The 15436-nt window shown below is 45.1% G+C and carries 13 protein-coding genes; 7 read left to right on the forward strand and 6 right to left on the reverse strand.

Translation table 11 applies throughout. The features are described from left to right. Positions 1 to 78: 78 nt before the first annotated feature. Positions 79 to 606: a DUF2062 domain-containing protein gene (locus RH88_RS07720; protein ID WP_005594734.1), complete on the reverse strand. Its 528-nt coding sequence runs from the start codon at positions 604 to 606 to the stop codon at positions 79 to 81. A gap of 95 nt (positions 607 to 701) precedes the next feature. On the opposite strand from RH88_RS07720, the gene RH88_RS07725 reads away from it, so the two are divergent. Genes RH88_RS07725 through kdsB form a run of 5 tightly spaced genes read left to right on the forward strand, consistent with a single transcriptional unit; the run spans position 702 to position 6631 of the window. Further along, positions 702 to 2927 carry a DNA internalization-related competence protein ComEC/Rec2 gene (locus RH88_RS07725; RefSeq protein ID WP_160162584.1) on the forward strand — a complete coding sequence of 742 codons (2226 nt, stop codon included), beginning with the start codon at positions 702 to 704 and terminating at the stop codon, positions 2925 to 2927. Positions 2928 to 2959: 32 nt separating this feature from the next. Continuing rightward, on the forward strand, positions 2960 to 4711 hold the full coding sequence (gene msbA, locus RH88_RS07730; protein WP_005594737.1) for a lipid A ABC transporter ATP-binding protein/permease MsbA: 1752 nt from the start codon (positions 2960 to 2962) through the stop codon (positions 4709 to 4711). Between the two features lie 3 nt (positions 4712 to 4714). Then, a complete protein-coding gene (lpxK, locus tag RH88_RS07735; protein WP_005594738.1) occupies positions 4715 to 5722 on the forward strand; it encodes a tetraacyldisaccharide 4'-kinase in 1008 nt (335 codons plus the stop codon). Further along, a complete protein-coding gene (locus RH88_RS07740; RefSeq protein ID WP_005594740.1) occupies positions 5703 to 5882 on the forward strand; it encodes a Trm112 family protein in 180 nt (59 codons plus the stop codon). Before lpxK ends, RH88_RS07740 begins: the two co-directional genes overlap by 20 nt. Continuing rightward, complete coding sequence (gene kdsB / locus RH88_RS07745) at positions 5882 to 6631, forward strand: 3-deoxy-manno-octulosonate cytidylyltransferase (RefSeq protein ID WP_005594741.1); 750 nt, start codon at positions 5882 to 5884, stop codon at positions 6629 to 6631. Before RH88_RS07740 ends, kdsB begins: the two co-directional genes overlap by 1 nt. 61 nt (positions 6632 to 6692) lie before the next feature. Here kdsB and RH88_RS07750 read toward each other — a convergent pair whose 3' ends face one another. The 3 genes from RH88_RS07750 to RH88_RS07760 all read right to left on the reverse strand — a co-directional run bounded on the left by RH88_RS07750 (position 6693) and on the right by RH88_RS07760 (position 11542). After that, positions 6693 to 8231 carry a SpoVR family protein gene (locus RH88_RS07750; RefSeq protein ID WP_005594742.1) on the reverse strand — a complete coding sequence of 513 codons (1539 nt, stop codon included), beginning with the start codon at positions 8229 to 8231 and terminating at the stop codon, positions 6693 to 6695. 9 nt (positions 8232 to 8240) lie between these two features. After that, positions 8241 to 9512 carry a YeaH/YhbH family protein gene (locus tag RH88_RS07755; protein ID WP_005594743.1) on the reverse strand — a complete coding sequence of 424 codons (1272 nt, stop codon included), beginning with the start codon at positions 9510 to 9512 and terminating at the stop codon, positions 8241 to 8243. A 95-nt stretch (positions 9513 to 9607) separates the two neighbouring features. Further along, positions 9608 to 11542: a PrkA family serine protein kinase gene (locus RH88_RS07760; protein ID WP_005594744.1), complete on the reverse strand. Its 1935-nt coding sequence runs from the start codon at positions 11540 to 11542 to the stop codon at positions 9608 to 9610. 349 nt (positions 11543 to 11891) lie between these two features. Between RH88_RS07760 and RH88_RS07765 the strand changes: the two genes are divergently transcribed. Continuing rightward, positions 11892 to 12620, forward strand: a complete 729-nt coding sequence (locus tag RH88_RS07765) for a MipA/OmpV family protein (RefSeq protein WP_040757887.1) — start codon at positions 11892 to 11894, stop codon at positions 12618 to 12620. A gap of 63 nt (positions 12621 to 12683) precedes the next feature. Here the strand turns inward: RH88_RS07765 and RH88_RS07770 are convergent, their stop codons facing one another. Next, positions 12684 to 13184, reverse strand: a complete 501-nt coding sequence (locus tag RH88_RS07770; protein WP_005594746.1) for a YfbU family protein — start codon at positions 13182 to 13184, stop codon at positions 12684 to 12686. Between the two features lie 296 nt (positions 13185 to 13480). Here RH88_RS07770 and RH88_RS07775 point away from each other — a divergent pair, with 296 nt between their 5' ends. Next, positions 13481 to 14569 (forward strand): linear amide C-N hydrolase, encoded by a 1089-nt coding sequence (locus RH88_RS07775; RefSeq protein WP_005594748.1) that lies wholly within the window; start codon positions 13481 to 13483, stop codon positions 14567 to 14569. Between the two features lie 73 nt (positions 14570 to 14642). Here RH88_RS07775 and pflA read toward each other — a convergent pair whose 3' ends face one another. Then, positions 14643 to 15383: a pyruvate formate lyase 1-activating protein gene (pflA, locus tag RH88_RS07780; RefSeq protein WP_005594749.1), complete on the reverse strand. Its 741-nt coding sequence runs from the start codon at positions 15381 to 15383 to the stop codon at positions 14643 to 14645. Positions 15384 to 15436: the final 53 nt, after the last annotated feature.

The following is a 15436-nucleotide window of genomic DNA, read 5'->3' on the forward strand; positions in this document are numbered from 1 at the left end:
AGCAACATACCAATTTCTTGATGAAATGATGGCCATTTTATATTGCTAAAAATTATTCGTTTGTCGTTGTGTCTGAGTCTATCTTAGCTTTCTAGGTAAACGGAAACGACGTTTTTGCCAGCTTCGGACCACTGAATAACGCCAAAGTCCTTTAATTCCAAAATAGCCGATCATCGCGGAGGTGACACCGCAGATCATGCAACCCAACAGGAACGGAGGACCAATGGTGCTCATTTGGTGCAGGATAAATTCCCAAGATAGCTCAAAGTGGAACGGCTGTGGAGGAACATGCATGACCAAAGCGCCCAGTTTGTAGGCAAAGTAAAACAGTACCGGCATGGTAATTGGGTTGCTAACCCATACCAAGGCGACGGAAAGAGGTAGGTTAACACCGCAGACAATCGCAAGCCCTGCAGACATGATCATTTGGCTTGGTAATGGCACAAAAGCCATAAACAAACCAACTGCAAACGCTCCTGCTGCTGAGCGGCGGTTAAGGCACCATAAGTTTGGATTATAAAGTACGTTGCCAAAAACCTTTAGTGCCTTTTGACGTTTGATCATCTCATGATCAGGCATAAAGCGTTTTATGAATTTTCTTGGCATAGGAAATTATGTCTCTCTTTCTTCATTATTGGACATTAGCGTCATTCGCTACCTTGATCATAACCGCATCACACTGGCCTAATATGCCGTCGTGGATGTGGTCAGTTCCTTGCCTAGTTTGGCTATTGCTTAGTTTCTATTGTAGAAGGCTTCGATGGGGCTGTGGAGTTGCCGCGGCACTAATCGTGATTTTGACTAGCGGCAATCTGCTACACCATCAATCAAACACCCTGTTTCAAGCCGGTTCGAATGTTACCATAAATGCCGAAGTTGACAGTCTTTTTAAGCCAATTAACCATGGCTTTCAAGGCATAGCCTCGGTTAGATCAATCAATGGTGAAAGATTGAACTACCTTTCTCGCCCTAAAGTCTACTTAATTGCTCCTAAAAATCTACAGTTGGGTGATCAGATAACCGCACAAGCTCGATTAAAGCCCGTAATTGGCGTGCTTAATGAGGTGGGGTTTGATCGAGAAAAGCACGCAATGAGCCAAGGTGTCGTGGGCATTGTTTCTATTAACCGCAATTATTCATATTTCATCGAAAGTCAGTTGTCATTCCGACAAATTTTATTTAACCGGATGTTTCAAGCATCGAATTCTCTAGCGAATCAAGGCTTGCTGTTAGCGCTTAGTTTTGGTGAACGAGCCCATATTGAACCGTCACAATGGCAGGCATTGCAGCAAAGTGGTCTTAGTCACTTGATCGCTATCTCAGGCTTACATGTCGGAATTGCATTTTCAGTGGGGTGGTTTGTTGGTTTAGGCTTAGTTCTACTCGGTTGTAAAAAAGTCTATTTACCCGTGATCTGTGGGGGCGTTGGGGCATTGGCTTACACTTGGTTGGCTGGGTTTGCGATTCCGACACAGCGTGCAATGTGGATGGTCGCGGTACTCATGGCGCTGCAGTTGACACGTACGCATACCTCCTATCGGTTTACTTGGCTGTTGGTAGTTTGTGCTTTGCTATTCACCGACCCAAAAGCGGCTTATGCCAGCAGCTTTTGGCTTTCGATTACAGCGGTCGCGATTATCTTTTTATTTCTGTCGTTGAGATTACCGTGGCGCTCAGTAATGCTTAAGGCGCTACTGATGCAACTCTGTTTGGTGGTGGTGATGGCGTTGCTGGTGGCTTGGCTCTATAACGGTCTGAGTTTGCATGGATTGCTCTACAATCTCATTTTTGTGCCTTGGTTTAGTTTTGTCATTATTCCCTTGCTGCTGTTTACTGTGGTGTTCGCCGTTTTTTTTCCGCCGCTCATTCAGTGGCTACTAAGCACTATTGATCTTCTCCTCCTGCCGCTGAGTTTGGCGCTACCACTCAGTCATTGGTTATGGTTTGAATTATCAGCACAACAGGTGTTGTTGCCTATTGTGGTTCTGTTTGGGTTGCTACTTGCATTGTTCGTGCGCGGAAAAGCGCTGTTGATCGTGTTCTTAAGCATGATCTTGGCGTTAAACGTGCGCAAAGATGAGCGTGTTTGGCGGCTGGATTTGCTTGATGTCGGCCATGGGCTCGCGCTGGTGATAGAGAAAAACAATCGGGCATTGCTTTACGATACGGGCGCGGCATGGCAGCGCACCTTCCGGGGAGCAGGCCTTAATTTGAATCAAGATGGTGTTGACGACCGAATATCGCAAGGCAGTTATGCGCAGCAGTTGATTATCCCTTGGTTGAGTCGTCGCGGAGTGATGCTCGATGGGGTTATTGTCAGTCATTTCGATAACGATCATGCTGGTGGATTAGCGGCAATAAGGCGTCGTTGGCCTGAGGCTAAAGTCTGGTCTAGCCAAACAGAGAATCGAATGACCACGGTCAATGAGGCATGCATCAAAGGGCAGCGTTGGCAATGGCAGGGAATTGATTTTGAGGTATTGTGGCCGCCAAAACTAACCTCTCGTGCTTATAATCCCCACTCCTGTGTGGTACGTGTACATGATCGAGAATATGGACATACAGTGTTGCTGACTGGGGATATTGAAGCTGTCGCACAATGGATGTTATTGCGAGGAACAGAGGCTTTACACAGTGACGTGATCGTGGTGCCACATCACGGCAGCAAAACGTCTTCTTCTACCGCTTTTATTAAACGAGTCTCGCCCCAGTTGGCTCTATCTTCGAGTGCTTTTCAAGGTCGTTGGCAGTTGCCCAACCCAGCCGTTAAAGCTCGTTATCTGGCGGCTAACGCTCAATGGCTTGATACGGGCAGTTCTGGGCAGGTAACGTTGTTCTATCGCGGGAAAAATCGCCGATTAATAACAATGCGTTCAAGCAAAGGTCTGGCATGGTATAGGCAGATGCTGCGTAAGCGAGTAGAATAGAAAGATTATTGTAAAAAGAATAAAGCACTTCTATGTCTCTAGATCAAGATGAAACAACGTGGCAAACCTTTCAACGTTTGTGGGCGTATATCCGCTTATACAAACTGGGTTTATCTGCCGCTGTGGTTGCCCTTATCATCAACGCGATTGCTGATACCTATATGGTTTCATTGTTAAAGCCCTTATTAGATGAAGGTTTTGGCAATGCGGAATCTGACTTTCTGAAAATTCTGCCATTTATTATTTTTGGTATGATGATCGTCCGTGGTTTAAGTGGGTTCGTATCTACTTACTGTTTGAGTTGGGTATCGGGCAACGTCGTGATGAAAATGCGTCGTGCTATTTTTAGTCAGTTCATGCATATGCCAGTCGCTTACTTTGATAAAGAATCGACAGGCGGACTGTTGTCTCGCATTACTTACGATTCTGAGCAAGTAGCAGGTGCGACGAGCCGTGCATTAGTGAGCATTGTTCGTGAAGGTGCGAGTATTATCGGCCTTTTGACGCTGATGTTTTGGAATAGCTGGGAACTGTCGTTGGTTCTGATCGTGGTGGCTCCAGTTGTAGCGTGGGCGATTGGCGTGGTTTCGAAACGCTTTAGAAAAGTATCGAAAAACATGCAAGATACCATGGGTCATGTCACTTCTTCTGCAGAGCAAATGCTTAAAGGTCACAAAGTAGTCCTCAGTTATGGCGGTCAAGAAGTTGAGCGTGAGCGTTTTGATGTCGTGAGCAACAGAATGCGTCAACAATCAATGAAGTTAGTTTCTGCACAAGCCGTGGCCAACCCTGTGATTCAGTTGATCGCGTCAATTGCGTTGGTGACAGTTCTGTTTCTTGCCAGTGTTGATTCGATACGCGAAACCTTAACTCCTGGTACATTCACTGTCGTATTCTCAGCAATGTTTGGTTTGATGCGCCCTTTGAAAGCGCTGACTAACGTAACCTCTGAATTCCAACGTGGTATGGCAGCGAGCCAAACCTTGTTCGCTTTGATTGATTTAGATACTGAACAGGATAACGGTAAATTTGAAAGCCAAAATGTACGTGGTGATGTAGAAGTAAAAGACGTGACGTTCACATACGCTGGTAAAGAGAAACCAGCATTGTCGAATGTGTCGTTTACCATTCCACAAGGTAAAACATTGGCTCTTGTCGGCCGCTCTGGCTCAGGTAAGAGTACTATTGCGAATCTATTCAATCGTTTCTACGACGTGGACTCAGGTTCGATTAGCCTCGATGGCCACGATGTGCGCGATTACACCCTAAAGAATTTGCGCAGCCACTTCGCTTTGGTTTCGCAAAACGTCCATTTGTTTAACGATACTATCGCCAACAATATTGCTTATGCAGCGACAGAAAAATACAGTCGTGAGCAGATTGAGCACGCGGCGCGTCTTGCACATGCGATGGATTTCATCGATAAGATGGATGAAGGGCTTGATACCGTTATTGGTGAGAATGGTGCCAGTCTATCCGGCGGTCAGCGTCAACGTATTGCGATTGCACGCGCGTTGCTGCGTGATGCGCCGGTACTGATTCTTGATGAGGCAACTTCCGCGCTGGATACTGAATCTGAAAAAGCGATTCAAGCGGCGCTGGATGAGCTACAAAAAGATAAGACCGTATTGGTGATTGCACACCGTCTTTCAACGATTGAAAAAGCCGATCAGATTTTGGTGGTTGACGAAGGTGAGATTGTTGAACGTGGTAGCCACCAAGAGCTTATTGCGCTTAAAGATGGTGCATACTCTCAGTTACACCGCATTCAATTTGGTGGTTAAGCTGTGATTGAAAAGCTTTGGTTTGAGAATCATCCAATTAAGTATCTGCTGTGGCCGCTATTATGGCCACTCAGTAAGCTATTCGGTTGGATTAGTCGCTCTCGCCGTCAAGACTATCAATCGGGTAAAAAGAGTGCTTATCGTGCTCCGGTGCCGATTATTATAGTTGGTAACATTACCGCAGGTGGTAACGGCAAAACACCAATGGTGATTTGGCTGGTGGAAAAGCTGCAAGCGCTAGGTTATACACCGGGCGTTGTTTCACGTGGCTATGGCGCAAAAGCGCCCAGTTACCCGTTAGTGGTTAACGCGGAGACTTCCACCGCTCATTGTGGCGATGAACCGAAACTGATTTTTAAGCGCACTCAAGCCGCTGTTGCGGTTGATCCAGTGCGCGCAGATGCCGTTAAAGCATTATTGCCACTGGGTGTGGACATTATTATCACCGATGATGGATTACAACATTATGCTTTAGAGCGTGATATTGAATTTGCAGTCGTGGATGGTAAACGCCGTTTTGGTAATCAACAGCTATTGCCTTTAGGTCCTTTGCGCGAAAGTGTGGAGCGCTTAGGCGAGGTCGATTTTATTGTGACTAACGGTGGACAAGCGCAGCAAGGCGAAGCTGCGATGACGCTAACACCTAGCTTAGCCGTAAATATGAAAACTCGTGAGCAAATTCCAGTAAGCCAACTCAAGGGGCTGGTTGCGATGGCGGGGATTGGTCATCCTCCGCGATTCTTCAATACACTGGAGCAATTGGGGGCGGATTTAGTTCACTGCCAAGGCTTTGCCGATCACCAAGATTTTGCGATTGCGCAATTGAACGAGTTAGCCGCTCGCGGTACACATCTGATTATGACTGAAAAAGATGCCGTCAAATGTGCGAAAGAAGCGCAAGAAAACTGGTGGTATTTACCCGTATCTGCGACTTTCTCTCATGATGATGAAATGCGCATCTTAGAACGAATTAACCAAATAAAGGAACATTATGGATCACCGTCTGCTTGAAATCGTTGCGTGCCCTGTGTGCAAAAGCAAACTGACTTACGATAAAGATAAACAAGAGTTGATTTGTAAAGCGGATCGCCTTGCTTACCCAATTAAAGAAGGCATTCCAATGCTACTCGAGCCTGAAGCACGCTCGATGAGTATGGATGAGGGCAGATAATGTCATTTACGGTTGTTATTCCAGCTCGTTATCAATCGACGCGCTTGCCGGGTAAGCCTCTTGCTGATATCGGTGGTAAGCCGATGGTGCAATGGGTATATGAGCAAGCGGTGCAAGCGGGCGCCGATCAAGTGATCATCGCGACTGACGATGAGCGTGTCGAACAAGCTGCCAAAGCATTTGGTGCGCAAGTGTGCATGACGTCACCGAATCATGAGTCGGGTACTGAACGTTTGGCAGAAGTGGTTAAGCTGATGGGCATTGCCGATGACCACATCATCGTTAACGTTCAAGGTGATGAACCACTGATCCCGCCATCAATCATCACTCAAGTGGCAGACAACTTGGCTAATAGCCAAGCACCGATGTCGACTTTGGCGGTAGAAATTAGCGATGAAGCGGAAGTCTTTAACCCGAACGCGGTTAAAGTACTGACTGACAAAGATGGTTACGCGATGTATTTCAGTCGCGCGACGATTCCTTGGGATCGCGACAATTTTGCTAACAACAATACCATTGCTCAGCCATTACTGCGCCATATCGGTATCTATGCTTATCGCGCAGGCTTTATCAATACCTACATTAACTGGCAGCCTAGTGTACTTGAGAAAATCGAGTGCTTAGAGCAGTTGCGAGTGCTGTGGTACGGTGAAAAAATTCATGTTGCCGTTGCGAAAGAAGCACCGGCAGCAGGGGTTGATACACCAGAAGATCTTCAAGCGGTGCGCGATATTATCGCTAACCGATAATAAGATCACCGCATAGAAAAAGGGGCTCTCAGAGCCCCTTTTTGTTGCTTGTTATTTGATGCTAAATACCAGAATCATAACTATTGCGCTGTGGGCAAGAGCCGATGATTTCTCTGCGGCCTGTGTCTTTGAGCTCCTCAAGAATAATATCAAAGCCCCATAGTCGATAGAGATGTTTTAACACTTCAGACGAGCTCTCATGCAGTGGGATACGGTCATGAGGTACATACTGCAATGTCATTGAGCGATCGCCACGCACATCGATATTGAACACCTGAATATTCGGTTCAAGGTTGCTGAGATTGTATTGCGCAGCTAACTTCTCGCGTATCGCCCGATAGCCCATGTCATCATGAATATGGCTAATCTCAACATAGTTCTTACGGTCATCATCGACGATTGAAAATAGCTTAAAGTCGCGGATTAACTTTGGTGACAGATATTGGCTAATAAAGCTTTCATCTTTAAAGTTCTTCATCGCAAAATGGGCGGCCTCTAGCCAATCGGTACCGGCAAGATTCGGGAACCACTCACGGTCTTCATCTGTAGGTTCTTCACAAATTCGGCGAATGTCGCGGAACATAGCAAAACCAAGCGCATAAGGGTTGATGCCACTAAAGTAAGGACTGTTGTAAGCGGGTTGAGCGACGACCGCGGTGTGACTGTGTAAAAACTCTAGAATGAAGCGTTCAGAAACCACTCCTTCATCATACAGGTGGTTCAAAATGGTGTAGTGCCAGAACGTAGCCCAACCTTCGTTCATTACCTGTGTTTGCTTTTGTGGATAGAAATACTGGCTTACTTTGCGCACGATACGGACAATCTCACGCTGCCATGATTCCAGTAGCGGTGCGTGTTTCTCGATAAAATAGAGAATGTTTTCTTGTGGTTCAGAAGGGAAGCGTACCTTGGCATCTTCTTCTTTTTCAGCTGATTTCGGTACAGTGCGCCACAAGTCATTGACCTGAGATTGTAAGTAAGCTTCACGTTCGTCTTGGCGTAGCTTCTCTTCGGCAATCGAGATTTTCTCGGGGCGTTTATAACGGTCAACGCCGTAGTTCATCAGGGCATGGCAGGAGTCGAGTAAATCTTCCACTTCATTGACGCCATACTTTTCCTCGCATTCAGCAATGTATTTTTTAGCAAACAACAAATAATCAATAATCGAACCGGCGTCAGTCCAAGTTTGGAATAGGTAATTGCCTTTAAAAAAGGAGTTGTGCCCGTAGCAGGCGTGTGCCATCACCAAAGCTTGCATGGTGACCGTGTTCTCTTCCATTAAATAAGCGATACACGGGTTAGAATTAATAACAATCTCGTAAGCTAAGCCCATTTGGCCATGCTTATAACCTTGTTCAGTTTGAATGAATTTTTTACCAAATGACCAGTGATTATAGTTAATCGGCATGCCAATACTTGAATAAGCATCCATCATTTGTTCGGAGGTAATCACCTCAATTTGATTGGGGTAAGTATCGAGGCGGTAGTGTTCAGCGACACGTTTGATTTCAACGTGATAGCGTTCAAGTAGGTTAAAGGTCCAATCGGGACCGTCGGGAAGTAACTTGCTGTTAGTCGGCTGCTTTGTCTTTGTTGTCATATTGCCTCCCTAAGCGTTTTCTTTGCTGAATAGTTCCCTAAACACAGGGAATATATCGTCAACACTGCGGATGTTTTTCATGGCAAAGTTACCAAATGCACTCTCGAGTTTTTCATATTCGTGCCACAAGGTTTGATGAGAGCGACGGGTGATTTCGATGTAAGAGAAATACTGGCACTGCGGTAACAGTGACTCTTGCATCAATTCTCGGCAGCGAGGTGAATCATCCGCCCAGTTATCCCCATCAGAAGCCTGTGCTGCGTAGATATTCCACTGTCCGACAGGGAATCGATCCGCGACGATTTCGTTCATGAGGCGCAGGGCGCTGGATACGATGGTGCCCCCCGTTTCTTGTGAGTAGAAAAACTCATGTTCGTCGACTTCTTTCGCTTGTGTGTGGTGACGAATAAAGACCACCTCGACGTTTTCATACGTACGGGTAAGAAATAGGTAAAGCAATACGTAGAAGCGTTTAGCGATATCTTTAGTCGCTTGATCCATTGAACCTGAAACGTCCATGATGCAGAACATCACCGCTTGGCTGGATGGGATAGGGCGGCGTTCGTAGTTTTTAAAGCGTAAATCGAACGTATCAATAAACGGAACGCTGTCGATTTTTTTTCGTAGCGCTTGGATCTCTTCTTTCAAGCGGCGCTCTTCAATCAGTTGCGCAGGCTCTTGGTTTTGGATTCGGTTTAACTCTTCTTCGAGTTCATGCATCATACGGCGTTTACCCGCAGTCATTGCGGTTCGACGTGCTAAAGATTGTTGCAGTGATTTGACGATCGCGATATTAGCTGGCACCCCAGCGGTTTGATAACCCGCACGATGGGTTTTCCACTCGGTGATTTTGTTGACTTGTGTTTTTTCTAAATTGGGTAGAGCGAGGTCTTCGAAGAGAATATCCAGATATTCATCTTTAGAGATTTGAAACACAAATTCGTCTTGCCCTTCGCCATCTGGGCTTGCTTCACCTTCACCCGCACCGCCACCTTGACCACCGCCTTTCGGGCGTTCAATCTTATCACCCTTAATAAATTGGTCGTTACCGGGATGCACACGTTCTTTTAAGCCGCCTTGACCTTGATGGAAAATAGGCTCATTGATGTCTTTATGCGGAATCGCAACGTCTTCGCCTGTTTCGGTATTGGTGATAGAACGACGATTGACGGCATCCGCTACCGATTCCTTGATTTTCTCTTTATGACGACGAATAAAACGCTGTCTATTTACAGCACTTTTATTCTTTCCGTTCAGTCGTCTATCGATAAATTGCGCCATGACTCACCCCTTATTTACCATGCTATTCGTCCATCGTTGATGGTAATCATTGACGGCCCGCATTGGAGACATAGCGCCAATGCGGGTTATCGTCCTTATGAGGACTTACGAACGCGTAGATACCATTCAGATAGCAGGCGTACCTGTTTCTCGGTATAGCCTTTCTCCATCATACGAGCGACGAAATCGTCATGTTTCTTCTGATCTTCAGAAGAGGTTTTACTGTTGAATGAGATAACTGGCAGCAACTCTTCGGTATTCGAGAACATTTTCTTCTCAATAACGGTACGAAGTTTCTCGTAGCTGGTCCATACCGGATTAGAGCCGTTGTTGTTGGCACGAGCGCGTAAAACGAAATTGACGATCTCATTACGGAAATCTTTCGGATTACTGATGCCAGCGGTTTTCTCAATTTTCTCTAGCTCATTGTTCAAGGCTGAGCGGTCAAACAGTTGGCCAGTTTCAGGATCACGGTACTCTTGGTCCTGAATCCAGAAGTCGGCATAGGTAACATAACGGTCAAAGATATTTTGTCCGTATTCAGAGTAGGACTCTAAGTAAGCAGTTTGAATCTCTTTACCAATGAATTCGACATAACGAGGCACGAGGTAACCTTTCAGAAATTCTAGGTACTTTTCAGAGACATCTTGTGGGAATTGCTCGCGTTCGATTTGTTGTTCGATAACGTAGAACAGATGCACTGGGTTCGCTGCCACTTCGGTTTGATCAAAGTTAAACACACGTGAAAGGATTTTGAAGGCAAAACGGGTAGAAAGCCCTGACATACCTTCATCGACACCAGCGTAATCACGGTATTCCTGATAGCTCTTCGCTTTTGGATCGGTATCTTTCAGTGTTTCACCATCGTAAACACGCATTTTTGAGAAAACCGACGAGTTTTCAGGCTCTTTCAGACGCGACAGAATACTAAATTGCGATAGCAGCTCAAGCGTACTTGGTGAGCAGGGCGCATTAGAGAGCTCTGAGTGGTCGAGTAGTTTCTGGTAAATCTTAACTTCTTCAGAAACACGCAAGCAGTAAGGCACCTTAACAATATAAACACGGTCTAGGAATGCTTCGTTGTTTTTGTTGTTACGGAAGGTTTGCCATTCCGACTCGTTCGAGTGAGCGAGGATCATGCCATCAAATGGCAATGCTGAAAGTCCCTCTGTACCGTTGTAGTTACCTTCTTGCGTTGCAGTTAATAGCGGGTGTAAAACTTTGAGCGGTGCTTTAAACATCTCAACGAATTCCATGACACCTTGGTTTGCTTTACATAAAGCACCGGAGTAGCTGTAGGCGTCTGGATCGTCTTGTGAGAAATGCTCTAGCATGCGGATATCGACTTTACCCACAAGTGATGAAATATCTTGGTTATTTTCGTCACCCGGCTCGGTTTTAGCAATCGCTAACTGATCAAGAATCGACGGTCGAACTTTAACGACTTTGAACTTGGTAATATCACCACCAAAGTCATGTAGGCGTTTGGCTGCCCAAGGTGACATGATTGATCGCAAGTAGCGCTTTTCTATGCCGTATTCTTGTTTGAGCAATTCGCCATCTTCTGCGACATCGAACAAACAAAACGGGTGGTCATTCACCGGGCTGCGTTCGCCATCAGCAGAGAGTATATAAACAGGTACTTGCTGCATTAATGCTTTTAGTTTTTCAGCTAAAGATGATTTACCACCACCCACAGGACCAAGTAGGTAGAGAATTTGTTTGCGCTCTTCCAATCCTTGAGCTGCATGTTTTAGATAAGAGACGATTTGTTCAATCGCATCCTCCATGCCATAAAAGTCTTTGAATGTTTCATAGCGCGAAATGACGCGGTTTGAAAAGATCCGACTTAGGTGAGGATCTTGAGCCGTGTCGATGACTTCTGGTTCACCTATGGCCATGAGTAAACGTTCGGCCGCGTTTGCGTATGCGCTTTTGTCATCTTTACACAATGCTAAGAAATCTTGTAAAGATAGCTCCTCATCCTTAGACGCTTCATAGCGCGCTTGGAAATGGTCGAAAATGCTCATAATGATTTCCCCTCTGAACCTGTCTAACTGACATACAACTCGCTAATAAATAACTAATCCCTCATTAATTAAGCCTAGTGTGGATTTCTAATATTGCTTAAAAAATATGGATTTATTTGCGATTAATGAAGTGACGAATGGAAGAAATAAGTGACTGATATTGAGTATGTGACGTGATGAATAAAGCGCTGAGCAATCAAACGAGCCACCTTGCGAAATGTAGCTGATCGCAACACATTGATCTGCATGGGGGATGATTTGAATTATAGAATGTCATTCTGTATAGTGCTGGTGAATGAATTTTGAACAGAGATTAGGGTATACCGTGAAAAAACAATTATTGGTCACGATGCTTGCATGTTACGCAATGTCTCCGACACTTGTGCTAGCAAACATTTCACAATGGTCGCTAGGTGTCGCGGCTTCTTATTCTCCAGCGGTGTATAAAGATACGCCGGCCAATAAGGCGGTGATTCCTGTGATTGGCTATGAAGGTGAGCATTTCTTTATGCGTGGCTTCAGTGCTGGTTACCGTTTGAATCCAATTGGTTCTACACACAATATCGTTTTTCGCGCTGTTTATGATCCTCGAACGCTCAAGCCACAAGATTCGGATAACGCTGTTGTACAACAAATGAACGAACGTAAAAGCACCATATTAGGCGGCGTAAGCTATCAGTTGATTACCATGGTGGGTATGTTTGAAGCAACGGCAGGCAGTGATATTGGCGGTAAGCACAACGGCTTATATGCTGAAGCGGCGTGGCGCTTACCCATTAGAGGGCGAGGTTGGGCTATCACGCCGGGTATTGGTTATGCCTACAACAGCGACAAGATCAATGAGCATTTATACGGGGTGAGTAAGAGTGAAGCGGCTCGTGCCGGGATTGACCACTTTGATCCTAGCTGGGATGGTCAGTATTTCATTGGTGCATCGGCCTTCATGCACCTAACACCGAACATTCGCGTCACCGGTGGTATTCGTTATACCAATTTAGAAGGTGAGATAGAAAAAAGCCCATTGATTGAATCGGGTGTTAACACCACGGGTAATATCGGTATTGCTTACGTATTTTAGTCTAGAAGATAGATGCGTATAAAAAAGGGTTGCAAGTGCAACCCTAAGATAAGCGTAATATTATTAAGCGTTAAAAATTTGCTTTAATTCGTTGGCGCACAAGTGGTATTGACGCGGACACTTGCGCCATGTCGCGAGCATGCGGCGATATTTTTCCAGCATTGGCATCTGTGCGTTGAAGTGGTGCTCACCTTTTTCAAACTGCGGGTAAAGACCTTCAGATTCCACTAGGAAACGGACGTAGTGTACTAATTTGCACTCAGTACCACAGTCAAAGCCAAGGAACTGTAAGCGGCGCTGATCGACTTCTTTGCGTTCGTGCTCTTCTAGCATGTTGTTGGATTCTTGCATCGCATGATACATTTCCATGATGTCAGTAATTTCACGACATTCATCTTCTTCAATACAGCCAAAATCTTTATTTAACTCACGCATTTGCATTACGTAGCCGCGTTCGACAATCGTTTGTAAGCGTTTGTATTTAGCCGCATTTGTTGGATCCATTTGCGACATTAAGTAGTACTGGTTAGATAGGATCAAACGTTGAGCGTTTGTCATTTCCATTGGATGGCCTCATAGTTCTAATACATCTTTATTGTGCTTAGGTTAGCCTTTTGTTGTGAGATGAAACATGATCTCAACACAGGTTTGTGAGCAAAAATGAAAACTTTTTATCTCAATATATCGGTATTTAATCTTATGTATCATCAAGATCGAAATTAGGCGAGAAATAGGGGGGGAGGCTTATGAAATGTGGCGGATAGCTTTGTTTATTTGGCTGGATAGGTGTAGTTTTAAACAGACAACTTAAGCTGCCATCGAGCAGAGTTTAAATCGATAACATCGAGTGTGATTGAATTATGAAAAAATCGATACTAGCGTTAATTTGCGCATCTTGTTTTAGTTATGCTGCCAATGCCTGCACGGGCATTTCTCTTTCCACAACCAATGATGATTACATTCAAGCGCGTACGATTGAGTGGGGACACAGTGATCTCAACAGTAAGCTGATCGTTTCTCCGCGCGATTATCGCTATACCTCAACCATGCCAGATCAAAAACAAGGGTTGAGTTGGCAGAGTAAGTACGGTTTTGCAGGTATTTCTGTTAGTGATGACAAATTTATCGCGGAAGGAGTGAATGAAAAGGGCTTGAGCGCGGGATTGTTCTATTTCCGCAATTACGGTTCGTTAGCAACTTATGACCCGCAAGACACCAGCAACAATATCACCGACATGGACTTTGTGCGTTGGATGCTGAGCCAGTTTGAAACGGTCGAGCAGGTTGAAGCTGCGCTGAGTAAAATTAAGATTGTGACCGTCTATTTTGATCAGCAAGGTAATCCGTCACCAACGGCGCACTGGCGTGTGTCGGATAAGCAAGGCAACAGTATTGTGATTGAAATAATGGATCACGGTAAAATCAATATTCACAAAAATACCGCTCAAGTGCTGACTAACTCGCCAGATTATTCATGGCATGTCACCAACTTAAACAACTACATTAATTTACATCCCGGCTCTAGTCCAAATCAAAAGTTTAACGGCGTTGATGCACAATCGTTTGGGGTCGGTTCAGCGTTTGTCGGCTTACCAGGTGACATCTCGCCTCCGTCTCGCTTTGTGCGTGCAGCGTTTTATGTTAACTCAGCTCCGGAGTTAAAAAATGGCGAGCAAGCGGTATCACAGGCGTTCCATATCCTGAACAATTTTGATATTCCATTGGGCAGTGAGTTTAATGACAAATCACATATTCCCGACTTGCCGAGTGCCACACAATGGACATCGGTTATCGATCAAAGTAACGGCTTCCTGTTCTACAAAACCATGCACGATAGCACCATTCGTCGAGTGGATTTGAATACGCTTAACTTTGATGCCAAAGCAGAAACCAAACAGGCACTGGATAGCGGCTCATTCAGCTATCAAGATGTGGTGATTAAGCCATAGATAAGGCTTTTGTTGTGTAACAAAAAGGGCGCTCCCATTGGGTAGCGCCCTTTTTAAATCGACTTGAAATAGATTAGTATTTCACATTTGAGTGGTATTGGCTGAGGATGGATTGAATGTTTTCCATCGTCTCTTTTGATGGCGGTTGTACGCCGTCAAGTGGATAGTCAAAGCCAAGTGCTTCCCATTTATGAGCACCAAGTTTGTGATAAGGCAACAGTTCAATTTTCTCTACGTTATCCATATCTTTGATGAACTCACCAAGCATGTGAGCCGCTTCATCTTCATCGGTGTAACCTGGAACCACCACGTAACGGATCCACGTTTTTTGACCAATTTTTTGTAAGTAGCGAGCAAAATCCAATACACGACGGTTGGAAACGCCAATAAATTCTTGGTGGATTTCATCTTTCATGTGCTTAAGGTCAAGCATCACCAGATCGGTCGCTTCAAGAACTTCGTCAACCACATCGGTGTGTTTGCGAATGTAGCCATTGGTGTCAAGACAAGTGTGGATGCCTTCTGCTTGAGCCGCGCGGAAAAAGTCACGGACAAATTCTGGCTGCAGCATCGCTTCACCGCCTGAACAAGTAATACCACCGCCAGATGCTTTCATGAAGTGACGATAGCTTTTTGCTTCGTTGATGATCTCTTCAACGGTCACTTCTTTACCGTCATGGGTATCCCACGTATCACGGTTATGACAATACATACAACGCATTAAACAGCCTTGAAGGAAGACAATAAAGCGAATTCCAGGACCATCGACAGTGCCACATGATTCAAAAGAATGAATACGACCAGTTGTAGACATGAGCTCATCTCTTATAAATTATTTGCCTGTTATTTTATTACAAAAACACCTTT

Origin of the sequence: Vibrio scophthalmi LMG 19158 (assembly GCF_000222585.1) — a bacterium.
Lineage (GTDB): Bacteria > Pseudomonadota > Gammaproteobacteria > Enterobacterales > Vibrionaceae > Vibrio > Vibrio scophthalmi.

Excerpts from the sequence above, each read along its gene's own strand:
- RH88_RS07760 (WP_005594744.1), bottom strand. The coding sequence starts at position 11,542 with ATGAGCATTTTCGACCATTTCCAAGCGCGCTATGAAGCGTCTAAGGAT.
- kdsB (WP_005594741.1), top strand. The coding sequence starts at position 5,882 with ATGTCATTTACGGTTGTTATTCCAGCTCGTTATCAATCGACGCGCTTG.
- RH88_RS07750 (WP_005594742.1), bottom strand. The coding sequence starts at position 8,231 with ATGACAACAAAGACAAAGCAGCCGACTAACAGCAAGTTACTTCCCGAC.
- RH88_RS07755 (WP_005594743.1), bottom strand. The coding sequence starts at position 9,512 with ATGGCGCAATTTATCGATAGACGACTGAACGGAAAGAATAAAAGTGCT.
- RH88_RS07775 (WP_005594748.1), top strand. The coding sequence starts at position 13,481 with ATGAAAAAATCGATACTAGCGTTAATTTGCGCATCTTGTTTTAGTTAT.
- msbA (WP_005594737.1), top strand. The coding sequence starts at position 2,960 with ATGTCTCTAGATCAAGATGAAACAACGTGGCAAACCTTTCAACGTTTG.
- pflA (WP_005594749.1), bottom strand. The coding sequence starts at position 15,383 with ATGTCTACAACTGGTCGTATTCATTCTTTTGAATCATGTGGCACTGTC.
- RH88_RS07740 (WP_005594740.1), top strand. The coding sequence starts at position 5,703 with ATGGATCACCGTCTGCTTGAAATCGTTGCGTGCCCTGTGTGCAAAAGC.
- RH88_RS07720 (WP_005594734.1), bottom strand. The coding sequence starts at position 606 with ATGCCAAGAAAATTCATAAAACGCTTTATGCCTGATCATGAGATGATC.
- RH88_RS07770 (WP_005594746.1), bottom strand. The coding sequence starts at position 13,184 with ATGGAAATGACAAACGCTCAACGTTTGATCCTATCTAACCAGTACTAC.
- RH88_RS07725 (WP_160162584.1), top strand. The coding sequence starts at position 702 with ATGTGGTCAGTTCCTTGCCTAGTTTGGCTATTGCTTAGTTTCTATTGT.
- RH88_RS07765 (WP_040757887.1), top strand. The coding sequence starts at position 11,892 with ATGCTTGCATGTTACGCAATGTCTCCGACACTTGTGCTAGCAAACATT.